A 12,769-nucleotide genomic window follows, 5' to 3' on the forward strand; every position below is an offset into this window, starting at 1 on the left:
GCACTGTACTTCGAGGGCCGTGCCACGTAGATCTACACCTTCCAGGATCAGCAAGATCCATTGTCAGGTGTGTCCACACCACAGGGGTCACCTCAGTCTTCTCGGATTCCTGGGGGCTGGTCACGTCCCACACGCGCAGCACATTGCGATAGAAATCAGCGGTGAAGGCCAGCGGGCGGCCGTCCACCACCGTAGCCGCCGTCCACCCCCACTGTTCGAGCTTTGAGATGCGGGGGCCCGGCGCGAGCCGTCCCGTGGTCAGGTCTGTGATCCAGATGGTCTCCTCGCCGCGGACAACGGCGACGGGGCGGTCGTCCATCATCATGGTCGCCAGTCCTCTGACCGGACCGTACCTGTGAAAGTGGCGCACCCGGCCAGTAATGAGGTCGGTCAGCCGTACCCCGGTCCAGCCGCCTACGACGGCCACGGGGTGGCCTTCGACTAGGGCGGTCGCCGTGTACTCGGCGTCGCCGGCCAGCTCGTCCAACAGCTCTCCCGTTTCGAGGTCCCATACGTGGGCGATGTGGAGGAAGCAGTCGCCGCAATCGCGCCGGCTGACAACGACGGCCACGGGGCAGCCGTACATCATGGTGGTCGCCAGGTTGAACACCGGGCCGACGTGGCCGGTGAGGGGCAGGCCAGTCTCGTATCCGGTCCTCAGGTCCCACACACGCACCGTCCGGTCCGCGCTGCCGGTGACGGCGACGGGGCGGTCGCCGATCATGGTGGTGGCCACGGCCGACATAGGACCGGTGTGCCGGTGAGTGGTGGGCCGATCTGGTGTCCGGTCCTCAGGTCCCAGATCCGTGCCGTCCGGCCCGCGCTGCCGGTGACGGCGACCGGGCGGTCGTCGACCACCGAGGTCGCCACCGACAACACCCGGTCGGTGTGGCCGGTTAGGGTCCACAGGCAGCGGTGGTACACGAGGGCGTCGCAGGACCACCCTGTCTGCCAGGCGGGCCGATCGGTCGGGTTAGTCGTGCCTGGGGCCGTGGAGTAGGTCAGGTGGGCAGAGCCGAGGCGTTGGGCGTGGACGTCCAACAGCCAAGCCCGAAGGGCCGGGTGGGGATGCGGGTGGTCGTGCAGGGCCGCACGGTAGATACGGGAGGCCCGCAGCGCGGTCTCGCTCCGCGCGCGGTCAAGCAGAGGACGAACGACGTCCGGGTGGGCATGGACGAGGAACCCGGTGTCGGTCAGCAGCCGGTCGACGGTTTTGGCGGCAAGGGCGCGGTCCACCGTTGCCTGCTGCACCGCCCGGTCGGTGCGCGACCAGCCTCCGGAGGGTACTTGGGCAGCAGTCCCCGTTGTGGTGGCCGGGGTCGAAGCGGTGGTGGTGGCCGGTGATTCCATCATGACCTCCTGCTGAAAGGACTTGGTAGTCCGACCAAGGGGCGAGTCATTCCGGATCTCCTTAAGACCGGAGGAAGGGCCAGCGCCGCGTTGCGGGTCGGTCTCCTCCGGGAAGAGCCGGGGAAGTGGCCGTCGTACGGCGGTGCTGACACGGGTGACTGGTCCGGTCGTCGCATTTCGCGCAACCCGCGTCTCGGGGCTGGTGACGGCCGTCGCGGACCGTCTGCCTGCCCGGTACATGGCGGCGGGGCGGACCGTGGCGCGCCACGGAGAGGACGCGCTCCTGACGGAAGCCCATACGAGGACGGGCACGCGGCAGGAGGGGTGGGCCGATACCTTCCAATGCCGGGCTTCCAACGGCGCTTTGGCACGTCAGCCGCAGCGACAGCAACGAGCCCCTGGCACACTGGCCATCGCGCAGCTGGGTGTCAGATCGGGAGGCGTCTGGGATCGCCGACAGCACTGCCGGCCCTGGCAGGCTCACCGGTGAGGGCGGTGGCCGCCCTTCCGGTCGCGGGAAGCGAAGATCACGGGACCGATGGTCGCATCCGCTCGGCCGCCGACGCAAACCGCGTAACGGAACGGCGCTGGGCCGCAGCGGCAGGTGGATCCGCGCATCGCGTTCTCCCACAGCCGCTGACCCAACCTCCATAAGCGGCGGACCTCATGGCGAGGTTGACCGAAGGGACCATCGTCGGTGCCACGCTGTGTATCGGAGATGCCGTGAATGCCGTTTCGAACGCGTCGGCCAGCCGGTGACTCCCCGCCCGGGGTCACGGCACGCAGGCCCGCCCTCAGATCGGTCGGGTGGCCGGTTGATTACACTGCGATGAGGTCCCCGGCGGTCTTGGCCCGGGCGGTCTTGGGTGGGATTCATGGCTCCACCGCCCTGGCTGCTCGGCGAGCCGGACGAGCATCAGGCGGATCATCGCCACCTTGATCATGGCCTCGAAGGTCGCGGTCAGCCATTCGTAGTCGCGGGCCAGCCGACGGTTTCGGACCAGCCAGCCGAAACTTCGCTCCACCACCCAGCGGCTGGGCAGGACCTTGAATCCCTTGACGTCGTCGGTCCGCTTCACGATCTCGACGACGATGTTCAACGCGTCGCGGGCCCATGAATGCAGCGTGGAATCAACGGAGTTGGCGTATCCGCCGTCGGCCCACACCAGGCTGACAGTGCGGAATCCGGCGCGGTCCTGGACGGAAGCGGAGGTGACCGCGACGACCAGCAGCAGGCCCATCGTGTCCACGAACATGTGTCTCTTCCGCCCTGCTGTTCGCTTTGCCCGCGTCGAATCCGCGTGCCTCGCCGCCCTCGCTGGTTTTGATGGACTGGGCGTCGATCGCGGCGGCCGACGGCTCGGGATCGCGTCCGGCCCCGGTCCGGACCTGGCGGCGGAGTTCGTCGTGGATGCGGTCCCAGGTGCCGTCCCGGCGGGGGCGATGCGCACGGCCTGGGGTTCGGGCATGCGGGCGTAGCGTTTGACGGTGTTCAGGGCCAGGCCCAGGCGGCGGGAACATTCGAGCAGGCCGACGCCCTGGCCGAGGAGGTCGTGGACTTTGTTCCAGCGTTCTCGGGTGGTCCGCTCGCGTATTCCGCCGGGGCGGGTTGATGGTGGCCCAGCAGCCGGTGTGCGCGCGGACCTCGAGCTGGACTTTGTCGCAGAAGTTTCTCCAGAGGTGCCATCGGTCGCTGACCTGCACCGCGTCGGGCAGGGCACGGCGGATGGCCTCGGCGTAGGTGGCGGAGCCGTCGCAGCACGCGGCCTCGACACCAGGATGTTCGCGCAGCCAGGACTCCAGGGTGGCCCTCTCGCGGTCGGGCCGGACCGCGACGCGTTGGCCGGTCTCGGCATCCGTGATGATCGTGGCGTAGCGGTGGCGGCGGCGCAGGGCGAAATCGTCCCCGCCGATCACTCGGGGGACCGCCTGCTGCGGCAGCGGCAGGCGTCGCAGATGGCGCAGTGCGGTACTGCGGGAAACGGGCACGGCCAGCAGGCCGGCGAGGCGTGCGGCCGCCCGGCCGCATAACTCCCGCGCCACCTGCGTTATCTGCCAGGCAAGCCGCACCGTGCGACGCTGATGGCGCTCCAGCAGTCCGGGAACGTGCTCGCGGAAGGTCTGCAGTCCACAGCCCAGGACCGGACACACCAGCCGCCGTACGCGCAGGTGGACGACGACCCGGCGGCCGTCGACCGGCACGTCCGTCACTGACCGGCGGTGATACCCGTGCACCTTCGCCGTCGGCGTCCGGCACACCGGACACGGCACCGCCGCATCCCGAGTGCGAGCCGTGACCACCACCGCGTCACCGCTGTCCACCACGTCCTCGACGACCAGCGCCGACAGACAGGAAAACACCGTCCCCACAAGGAAGTTGCTATCCACCACAAGATCGTGATCAAAAAACGGCTACGCGGCGTCACCACCGACTACGGGCCGGACCCGAACGATTTACAGTCCCGTGAGTTACGGCGTGGGGTGCCGGAGCTGCTCGATGATCGCTGCGTAGCTGTTGTTGCCGTGTCCCTTGGCTACTGCTCGTTCGGCCAGGGTCGTGAGGAGTTCGGGTAGTTCGGTGTTGATGTCGGCGGCGTGGCTTTCGTGGAGGAGGTGTTTCATTCCGGCCAGGTTCGTGTTGACGGTGGATTCGGTGGCTGGGTAGGTGCCATCGTCGATCTGCTGCGCATAGCCGGGCACCCAACCGGCCACGGTTTCTATGCCCGTCTTGGCGAGCTGTGCGAATGCGGTTGCGGGGATTCCCGCGTTGCCGAGCAGGGCGGCGCCGTGCAGGAAGCCGTTGAGGGTGCTCCACACCAAACTGAGTGCGGCCGCGTCGAACAGGGACGGCAGGCCATGGTCTGCGCCGACGTAAACGGGGCCGCCGAGGCTGCTGAGTGTCTGTTGGTGCTGGTCGAATGCGGTGGTTGGACCGCTGTAGAGGATGGTGGCGTTCGCGGTGCCGATGGCCGGGGGCACGGCCATGATCGCGCCGCCGAGGTAGGCGGCGCCTTGGTCCACCGCCCACTTGGCCGTCTCGCGGGCCGCTTGTGAGGTGCCCGAGGTCAGGTTGACCAGGGTGCGGCCGACGAGGTCCCGGCTCACGGGTTCGAGGATGTCACGCACGCTGGTGTAGTCGGAGACACAAATGACCACGAGCGGGCTGGCCGTGACGGCGTCACGGACGGTCCAGGCGAGCTGTGCGCCCAGCGCGGTGATGGGTTCGGCCTTGGTGTGGGTGCGGTTCCACACAGTGGTGGGGTGGCCTTGGGCCAGGAAGGCCGCGGCCAGGGCCTGGCCCATCAGGCCCAGCCCGAGGACCGAGAGGGGGGTACGGCCGGTGTCGGTGTCGAGGTCGTGCATCTTGTGCTCGCTTCCAGTGAGTCAGCGTGGTGGGAGGGGTGTTTGGGGGTCAGCTCGTGGTCTGGGGCAGCCGCCAGGAGGCGCGCAGCTGGCGCACCAGGACGGAAGCCGGGGTCAGGCGGACAAGGGTGTTGCGTACCCGGGTACCTGTGGGGGTGCTCCAGTGGGCAATGCGTCCGATCTGATGAGCGGCCTTGACGACGGCGTTGGCCCTGGGCTGGCGGAAGCGTTCATAGCGGCGCAGGGCGTCGGAGGTGGGACCGTACTCGGTGATCAGGTCGGTGAGGGCGAGAGCGTCCTCGATGGCCTGACACGCGCCCTGACCCAGGTTGGGGGTCATGGGGTGGGCGGCGTCGCCGAGCAGAGTGGTGCGGCCCCTGCCCCACTGCGTGACCGGCGGGCGGTCGCGGATGTCGTCGCGGCGGATGGCGCTGACGGGAGTGTCCTTGACGGCTTGGCGGACGTAATCGGGGAACTCAGCCGTGGCCCGGGTAAGCGCGGCACGGGTGTCGCTGTCCTTGCCATCGGCGGGGCCCTTGGCGCACAGGAACCAGTACAAGTGGCCACCGTCGATGACGCATCCGCCGAAGCGGCGGCCCGCTCCCCACATCTCGCCAATCCAGTCACCGGGCAAAGGGTTGGCATCGGTGACGCCGCGCCAGCAGTAGTAGCCGCTGTATTCGGGTGCCTGGGCGCCCAGCAGTGCGCTTCGGACGGTGGAGCGCAGGCCGTCCGCACCGATCAGCACGGAGCCGTGCACTTCCTGCCCGTCGGCGAGCGTGACCGCGGCCTGATCTGGGTCGACGGCGGTGACGGTCGAGGCGAGCCGCAGTTCGTTGGTGCCGAGCTGGCCGACCAGTGCTTGGTGGATGGTGGCGCGGTGCAGGCCCAGGGTGGGGGCACCGATCTCCGCCAGCAGGGCACTGGCCTGGGCGGCGCTGGGCTGCAGCAGGACGCGGCCGCGGGCATCGTAGACGGCGGCCGTGGACAGCCGCGCGCCGACGGCTTCGAAAGGCGCGGCCAGACCCAGGCGGCGCAGCGCGATCAGCGCGTTGGGCTGCACAGTCAGGCCGGCCCCGACAGGAGCGAGCTGTTCGGCCTGCTCCAGGACGACGGCCGGGATGCCGCGGTTGGCGAGCCCCGCCGCGAGGGTGAGTCCGCCGATGCCTGCTCCGGCAATGAGTACGTGGTCCATAAGGTGTTTTCTCTTTCGGGTTCTTGCCAGGTTTTGGAACTGTTTTGCGGCAGATTCCGCCCCATCAACACTGGAACGGAGGTCAGTTGGTGAAGGTGCGTATCAGGTACAGCAGCGTGATGCGCGGTTCGGGCGGGTGGAGATCGAATCCGTCCGGGCCGGCCAGGTGCTCGAAGATCAGACGTCGATGGAGGCGATGGGTGTCTTCGCGTGCTGCTCCGGCTTGGGGATGTCGGCTGCCGTAAGCAGGTCGACGACCGGCCGTCGCATGTACGGCTGCGGTCTTGAGTACCGCCCGCAGTTCGGGCCTGTGTGTCGTCTCAAGGGCGGGTTTGCGACGTGCCAGCGTGCGCACGCGCCCTGGGTCATCCAGTGCTCCAGGAAGACCACTGCTACCTCGGCTTCTCTGCTGAAGCGGTACCCGTCAGCGGCAGCGTGGTGGCGTCCGCGATGTCCACCTCAGCGAGCCGGTCCGCGGCCGCTCGTAGCAGCACCTGCCAGATCGTGAAGTGGTAGGACCAGGAGCCTTCCGCCAGCCCCGCCCGCTGGTCGACGGCTCGGTGGGTCAGCCCCCCCCGCGGACCCGTCGCGGCCAGCGTCTTGATCGCCGCGTCGACCGGCTGCTTCCGTCGTATCGAGCTTTCCGTCACAGTTGTTCCCGTTCACACGTTCACTTCCTCTACAGAAGTAGAGTACACCGCCATTGCTACAGCTGTAGAGGCCAGGGGTGGGTCCACTGGTATGGATGTCGAACTGGCAGCGGCCCAGGAAGTTGACATGCCTGCCCTTCAGCGGTGAAACCCGGACGACGCACCCACGTCCTCGACGTCGCACCCTCAGCCACCACACCACTCGCCCCACAGCGGATCGCCGAGGACCACCTCCGGCTCCGGGGCACAGCAGTTTCGAGAATGGGCCGCCTGGACCGCGTGATGCGGTTGCCGAAGCCGCCGCGTTACCTCGACACGCCCCGCGCCGCCGAGGCCCGCCGGGCGGCCAGCACCTGGACGGCGTACCACGCCTTCGCTGACCGCTACCCGCCCGCGCTGCCCTTCCACCACTTCGCCGAGCGGGCCAGGACCCTGGAGCCCGAACACGCCAGGGAGGCGGCCGTCGCCACCTTCCGTGAACAGCCCCTGATCCAGGCGATCGAGGCCGACCCCGCCCTGGAGGAACGGTTCACCTCCGACCCCGCTCTCCGCCTCGACGAGGACCTGGAAACCTACGTAACCCGCCATGTGGCCGCCGTGCTGCCCACCCTCGCCCTGCTCACCCTCGACAGGCGGTGGGTGGAGGGCGGCGGCCCCGACTGCGAGCGGATGTTCAACGCCTGCCTGGACGGCCTGCCCGGCGACACAATGGTCGTGCGGGTGCTCTACCACTCGTGACGCAGTGGTACTCCAGCCGGGCTTCTCCATCAGCGCTGGTCAACGGCTTGGGCGCGGAGAGTTTAGCGGGCTGGGACGGGGTGGGGCGGTCTCTGCCGGGCCGTCCCACGAACGTGTGGCCGCGCTGCTTGTAGTGGCAACGTTCCGGGCAGCCCGCTCGCATGAGTGATAGACCAACGGACCTGTGGGCAAAGGGGCTTGCTGAGCTGCTCTTGCGGATAGGAGGGCGTTTCACCCGCGTGGAATCCCGTCGCCGCGTGCGGGACTACATCCGTGGACTCCTTGGCCCCGTGGGCCGCAAGAACGGCTGGCAGCTCGCCGAATACGCCAGCCACGCCACCCCTGATGGGCTGCAGCACCTGCTTTCCCGGAGTCGCTGGGAGGCCGGCGAGGTCCGCGATGACCTGCACGCCTACGTCGCCGAGTACCTCGGTGCGGCCAACGGCGTGCTGATCATCGACGACACAGGCTTCGTGAAGAAGGGCACCACCTCCGCCGAAGTCCAGCGCCAGTACTTCGGCACCGCAGGGGCCCGTATTTCAATTACCGCTCGGCGTAAGGGTGTTGGCGGGACAATGAGGTGTGACCGCGGATACGGCCGCTCGTGTTTCAGTTGTGGCTTTGAGGGCGAAGTTCGATCAGTTCCTTCCTCATCTCGATGAGCGAGCCGTCAGATCTACCGGGCCAGCGAGGCCGCCGCGCTTGGCCACGGCTGGATCACGCTGGTGGCGGCCGCTTCTGGCGCCAGTACGGCCACCATCGCACGCGGGATCGTCGAGCTCTCCGGGCGCCCTTTGCCAGACGGGCGGATCCGGGCTCCAGGAGCCGGCCGTAAGCCGGTGACGGTCAGCGACCCCGGTCTGCTGCCCGCGCTTGAAGCTCTGATCGAGCCGCACACCCGGTTTTTCCGGACAGGGCGCGGCGCACGGGCGTGCCCTGTCCGGAGAGTTGGGAAATCGCGCCCGTGCGGTTCGTGCACGGACGCACGTCGGCGGCGGTCGAACGGCCGACGTGAGCCGGCTGTCAGCGGACAGCGATCTCCCTGGGCGGTCCCCGGGTGACGAGCGTGTGGACGAGCAGGCGCGAGCGCGGGCGCCTGACGGAACGGTCGACGGCGGACGCCGGGGGCGCGGACGGAAGCGGGCGGAGCCCGTCGAGCAGGAAGAGGGGGAGGCGGAAGCGGCCCGCCAAGGCGCGGAGGATCTGGAAGGCGGCGCGCTCGCCCCGTGCCAGCCACAGGCCGCACAGCAGCGCAGCCACCACGTGCGCCGCCAGCATGCCCCAGGACGCGGTGCCGGTCATCGCCGCCATGTCGTGCGCGGGCTGGGCGGCGTGAGCTCCGGTCGTGTGGGCTGCGTGGGCGGCGTGCCCGAGCGCCGCTATGGCGGAGGAGCCCTCTTCCAGGCTGGGCAGCGGCATGCTGTCGGTCAGCCCGGCCTGCGCGGCCACGTCGTAGGCGCGTGCCGCCGCCGCGGTGTCGCTGTGCGGGCCGCACAGCAGGGCGTCCGCCCATCTGGCGGCGAGCGCGGACTCGCCCCCGCCCCCTGCGGCTGTCTGCTGCGCGGTCTGGGCGAGAGTGAACGCCGCGTGCAGCCCCGCCTGCACGGCGACGGTGAGCGCGATGACGGTGGCCTGGCCCCGCTCCCGTCCGGCGACGAGCCAGGCCAGCGCGCCGACTCCGGCAATGCTCAGCCCCAGAGCCCACCAGGGAAGTGGGGTGTCCGACATGAGGGCGTGACCGAGGGCAGTCAGCGCAACGCACACGACCGCGAACAGCGCGGACCGTGTGGCGCGAAACCGCATCCCACCGACATGCTTCCCGATCCTGGCACTGCCCCGCTGACACCTCCAGACCGGGTCCCCCTGGGCGTGTTCCGGACTCTGTCCCGCCTGCCCCGCAGCCGGTCCGCCGACATTCGAGTGGTCGTACAGCACCGCCTTCCAGTTCCCTTCCCCCTGTGGGCTTCGGGTGCATCGGGTGGGCGCGGCCGCATCGCCGTGCTCCCATCCCCCTAGCCGACGGAGCGTGCCGCCCGAGGGTGCTGGGCATCACCTCCGTACTCGGACCCCTGGCTCCGCCCGGGGCCCGACGGACATGGAGGAGAGCGCGATGACCGGATCACCCGAACCCCTGGCCACCTTCTGCGGGAACTGCAACTGCGGCTGCCCGGAACTGTTCGCGGACGAGACCGCTCCGCCCGAACGCAGAATCGTGATCACCGACGACTTCGGACAGCGGGTGGAGATGAGCGCGGACCAGTTCGGGTCCCTGATCGAGGAGGCCAAGGCCGGCTGCCTCGACGCAGCCGTCAGCGCATGACGGCCACACGGGTCCGGGGAGTGGGGCTTCCCGGACCCGCGCTCACCCCTCGGCTCACGACGATGCGAACGAGCGCCGCTCCGTGACAGGCAGGCCCTCGGGTCAGACCGCCACCGGCTCCGTGACGGTATATCCGGCTTCGGCGATGGCCGTGCGGATCAGGACGTCGTCGAGGCGCCGGCCACGGACCAGGTCCGTCCCCTCGGGGAGGTCGACCTCGACCTCGTCGACGCCCGGCACCTCGGAAACCTCCTCCGTGACGCCCGCCACGCCGTGGCCGCACGTCATTCCGGTGACGCGGTAACGGTTCTCGTTCATGCTCTGTTCCTCGTGTCGGTCCCCTCCGCACACGTACAGCGGAGGGCTGGCGTTCACCGGCCGCCCGGTTGGGCGACTTCGGCGAGTCGGTCACCACAGGGGTCGTGCACCGGCCTGGGCCCGCTCCCGCCTCCACTCGTCCGGGTGCTGTGACGCTGTTCACCCGTACGCCCGGGAACTCCCAAGGGGTCTCCTTCGACTTCTGGACCGCAACGAGCCGTCGCGCATCGGCTCGCGTCCAGAACGCCGAGGAGCATGCTGTGGAGCAGAAGGCAGATCCCGGGACCGGAGCGAAGACCGCCCGGCTCCTCCCACCACCCGCGTTGTGGGCGTTCCTGTTCCTGCTCGGAGCGGTGTTCGCGGGAGCCTACGCGGTGGGGCAGGCCGTGGGGCCGGTCGCACCCGGGATGCACGGCCCTGGCATCACCGGTGACGCGCCTTCGCGGGACGGGGATATGCCGATGGAGCACGGGGGCGGTCACTGATGACAGCCGAAGCGGCGCCCACCGTCGTGGTGACCGACATCGGCGTCGGGGGAATGACCTGTGCGGCCTGCGTCCGGCGGGTCGAGCGCAAGCTGGGCAAGCTGGACGGCGTCACGGCGGAGGTGAACCTCGCCACCGGCCGGGCCCGGGTCAGCCACCCCCCGGAGGTGACACCAGAAGAGCTGACCGCTGTGGTCGGCGCCGCCGGGTACACCGCCCAGCTGATGATGCCGTCTGAGGACGAACGCCCTGCCCGGCCCGAGGCGGAGTCCGGTGAGGAGGTGCGGCGGGAACGCGAACGTCTGCTGGTCGCCATGGTGCTGTCGGTCCCCGTTCTCGTCCTGTCGATGGTTCCGGCATTGCAGTTCGACAACTGGCAGTGGCTGTGTTTCGTGCTCACCGCTCCCGTCGCGACCGCGAGCGCATGGCCCTTCCACCGCCGCGCCCTGAGCGGGCTGCGGCACGAAACGGCGACCATGGACACCCTGGTCTCGCTCGGTGTGCTCGCGTCGTTCGGCTGGTCGGCGTACGCGCTGTTCCTGGGCGGCGCCGGTATGCCCGGCATGCGGATGCCCTTCAGCCTGGTCCCCTCGGCCTCCGACGGCATGGCGCACGTCTACCTCGAAGCGGCGGTGGGCGTACCGCTGTTCGTCCTGCTGGGCCGCTTCCTGGAGGGCCGGGCCAGGCGCGGGACCGGGGCGGCGTTGCGCTCGCTCGCCCGGCTCGCCGCGAAGGAGGTCACCGTACGCCGCGGCGGGGTGGACGAGCTCCTGCCGATCGAGCGGCTGCGGGTCGGCGACACGTTCGTGGTGCGTCCGGGGGAGCGGGTCGCCACCGACGGTGAGGTGGTCGAGGGCAGCTCGGCCGTCGACCTGTCCCTGGTCACCGGGGAGTCCGAACCCGTTGAGGTGGGCCCGGGGGCCCCGGCGACCGGCGGTTCCGTGAACATGGGAGGTCTGCTGCTGGTGCGGGCGACCGCCGTCGGCGCGGACACCCAACTGGCCCGCATCACCCAACTGATCACCGACGCCCAGGCGGGCAAGGCGCGTACCCAGCGGCTGGCCGACACCGTCGCGGGAGTCTTCGTCCCCGTCGTCCTGGCGCTCGCGGCCACGACGCTCGGCTTCTGGCTCGGCGCGGACGCCGACCCGCAGGCCGCGATCACCACCGCTGTCGCGGTCCTCGTCGTCGCGTGCCCGTGTGCGCTGGGGCTCGCGACCCCGACGGCGCTGATGGCCGCCACCGGCCGTGGCGCCCGGTTGGGTGTCCTGGTCAGCGGGCCGCAGGCCCTGGAGGGACTTCAGCATGTCGACACGGTGGTGCTCGACAAGACCGGGACCCTGACGTCCGGGCACATGAGCGTCGGCCGGGTCACCGCCACGCCCGACGGGCCGGGCGCCGACGAGGTCACGCGGCTGGCGGGCGCGGTCGAGCAGGGCTCGGAGCACCCGCTGGGCCGGGCGATCGCGGCCTTCGCCCGCGGCGCAGCCGGAGACGACGACCTGCCCGCCGTGACCGGGTTCCGGGCCGCCGCCGGGCACGGGGTGAGCGGAGTGGTGGAGGGACGCGAGGTGGAGGTGCTGACACCGGACGGCACCGAGCTGCCCGCCGCCCTGCGAGCCGCGCGTGAGCGGGCCGACGAGGTAGCGCGTACGACGGTGCTGGTACGGGTCGATGGCGTCCCCGCGGCCGTCGTGGAGGTCGCCGATCTCGTACGGCCCGGCAGCTACCGCGCCGTCGACCGGCTGCGCAGGCTCGGCGTCCGCCCCGTCCTGGCCACCGGCGACCGGGCCCCCGTCGCACGGGCGGTCGCCGAGGACCTCGGCATCGTGGAGGTCCACGCCCGCTGCACCCCTCAAGACAAGGCCGAGTTGGTACGCCGACTGCGGGCCGAGGGGCGGCGGGTCGCCGTCGTCGGGGACGGCGTCAACGACGCCGCCGCGCTCGCCGGAGCCGACCTGGGCATCGCCATGGGCACCGGAACCGACGTAGCCATGGGCGCCGCCGACGTCACGCTCGTACGCAGCGACATCGAAGCGCTCGCCGACGCGGTCAGGCTGGCCCGGCACACCCTGGGCACCATCCGCACCAACCTGGTGTGGGCCTTCGGCTACAACGCCGTGACCATGCCGCTGGCCATGGTCGGCCTGCTCAACCCCATGGTCGCCGCCGTCGCGATGTCCCTCAGCTCCGTCCTCGTCGTGGCCAACAGCCTGCGCCTGCGTACCTGGCAGCCCTCACCGGCCCGGCAGCCCCGTACCCGTACCGCCGCACGGAGCCTGGTGTGACCCCCACCGTTCCCGGCCGCATCGCTGCGGCCCAGCTCATATCCCTCTCACGCCGAGGAAAC

General features: G+C 70.1%; 11 protein-coding genes and 4 pseudogenes. 6 read left to right on the forward strand and 9 right to left on the reverse strand.

All coding sequences use genetic code 11. The features are described 5' to 3' along the window. From ACIOHC_RS42020 to ACIOHC_RS42050, 7 genes and pseudogenes are all read right to left on the reverse strand, one after another. On the reverse strand, positions 1–736 hold a 736-nt coding region (locus ACIOHC_RS42020; RefSeq protein WP_351084304.1), incomplete at its 3' end, for a WD40 repeat domain-containing protein. Continuing rightward, the gene (locus tag ACIOHC_RS42025) at positions 721–1,353 is read right to left on the reverse strand and encodes a hypothetical protein (protein WP_351084302.1); all 633 of its coding nucleotides are present in this window, start codon (positions 1,351–1,353) and stop codon (positions 721–723) included. The genes ACIOHC_RS42020 and ACIOHC_RS42025, both read right to left, overlap by 16 nt. 896 nt (positions 1,354–2,249) lie before the next feature. Then, positions 2,250–2,781: pseudogene (locus tag ACIOHC_RS42030) on the reverse strand (IS5 family transposase); the annotation flags it as partial. 51 nt (positions 2,782–2,832) lie between these two features. Beyond that, positions 2,833–3,741 (reverse strand): annotated as a pseudogene (locus ACIOHC_RS42035) (ISL3 family transposase); the annotation flags it as partial. Positions 3,742–3,819: 78 nt separating this feature from the next. After that, positions 3,820–4,713: an NAD(P)-binding domain-containing protein gene (locus ACIOHC_RS42040; protein WP_351084300.1), complete on the reverse strand. Its 894-nt coding sequence runs from the start codon at positions 4,711–4,713 to the stop codon at positions 3,820–3,822. A 49-nt stretch (positions 4,714–4,762) separates the two neighbouring features. Then, complete coding sequence (locus tag ACIOHC_RS42045) at positions 4,763–5,908, reverse strand: FAD-dependent monooxygenase (protein ID WP_351084298.1); 1,146 nt, start codon at positions 5,906–5,908, stop codon at positions 4,763–4,765. 392 nt (positions 5,909–6,300) lie between these two features. Next, positions 6,301–6,558, reverse strand: a complete 258-nt coding sequence (locus tag ACIOHC_RS42050; RefSeq protein WP_401846720.1) for a hypothetical protein — start codon at positions 6,556–6,558, stop codon at positions 6,301–6,303. Between the two features lie 144 nt (positions 6,559–6,702). Between ACIOHC_RS42050 and ACIOHC_RS42055 the strand changes: the two genes are divergently transcribed. From ACIOHC_RS42055 to ACIOHC_RS42065, 3 genes and pseudogenes are all read left to right on the forward strand, one after another. Next, complete coding sequence (locus ACIOHC_RS42055) at positions 6,703–7,296, forward strand: hypothetical protein (protein WP_365693809.1); 594 nt, start codon at positions 6,703–6,705, stop codon at positions 7,294–7,296. Positions 7,297–7,457: 161 nt separating this feature from the next. Further along, positions 7,458–7,826 (forward strand): annotated as a pseudogene (locus ACIOHC_RS42060) (transposase); the annotation flags it as partial. A gap of 52 nt (positions 7,827–7,878) precedes the next feature. Next, positions 7,879–8,198 (forward strand): annotated as a pseudogene (locus tag ACIOHC_RS42065) (ISAzo13 family transposase); the annotation flags it as partial. 121 nt (positions 8,199–8,319) lie between these two features. Here ACIOHC_RS42065 and ACIOHC_RS42070 read toward each other — a convergent pair. Further along, positions 8,320–9,024 carry a hypothetical protein gene (locus tag ACIOHC_RS42070; protein ID WP_351084293.1) on the reverse strand — a complete coding sequence of 235 codons (705 nt, stop codon included), beginning with the start codon at positions 9,022–9,024 and terminating at the stop codon, positions 8,320–8,322. 382 nt (positions 9,025–9,406) lie between these two features. Here ACIOHC_RS42070 and ACIOHC_RS42075 point away from each other — a divergent pair, with 382 nt between their 5' ends. Further along, entirely contained in the window at positions 9,407–9,616 is a 210-nt protein-coding gene (locus ACIOHC_RS42075; protein ID WP_351084290.1) for a hypothetical protein, read from the forward strand. A gap of 102 nt (positions 9,617–9,718) precedes the next feature. On the opposite strand, the gene ACIOHC_RS42080 is transcribed toward ACIOHC_RS42075, so the two are convergent. Then, complete coding sequence (locus ACIOHC_RS42080; protein ID WP_365693811.1) at positions 9,719–9,934, reverse strand: heavy-metal-associated domain-containing protein; 216 nt, start codon at positions 9,932–9,934, stop codon at positions 9,719–9,721. Positions 9,935–10,194: 260 nt separating this feature from the next. On the opposite strand from ACIOHC_RS42080, the gene ACIOHC_RS42085 reads away from it, so the two are divergent. Together ACIOHC_RS42085 and ACIOHC_RS42090 are read left to right on the forward strand one after the other, a co-directional pair. Continuing rightward, on the forward strand, positions 10,195–10,419 hold the full coding sequence (locus ACIOHC_RS42085; protein ID WP_351084285.1) for a hypothetical protein: 225 nt from the start codon (positions 10,195–10,197) through the stop codon (positions 10,417–10,419). Then, positions 10,419–12,707 carry a heavy metal translocating P-type ATPase gene (locus tag ACIOHC_RS42090; protein ID WP_351084283.1) on the forward strand — a complete coding sequence of 763 codons (2,289 nt, stop codon included), beginning with the start codon at positions 10,419–10,421 and terminating at the stop codon, positions 12,705–12,707. The genes ACIOHC_RS42085 and ACIOHC_RS42090 overlap by 1 nt, the downstream gene beginning before the upstream one ends. Positions 12,708–12,769: the final 62 nt, after the last annotated feature.

This window comes from Streptomyces sp. NPDC088252 (genome assembly GCF_044740965.1).
Classification (GTDB): Bacteria; Actinomycetota; Actinomycetes; order Streptomycetales; family Streptomycetaceae; genus Streptomyces.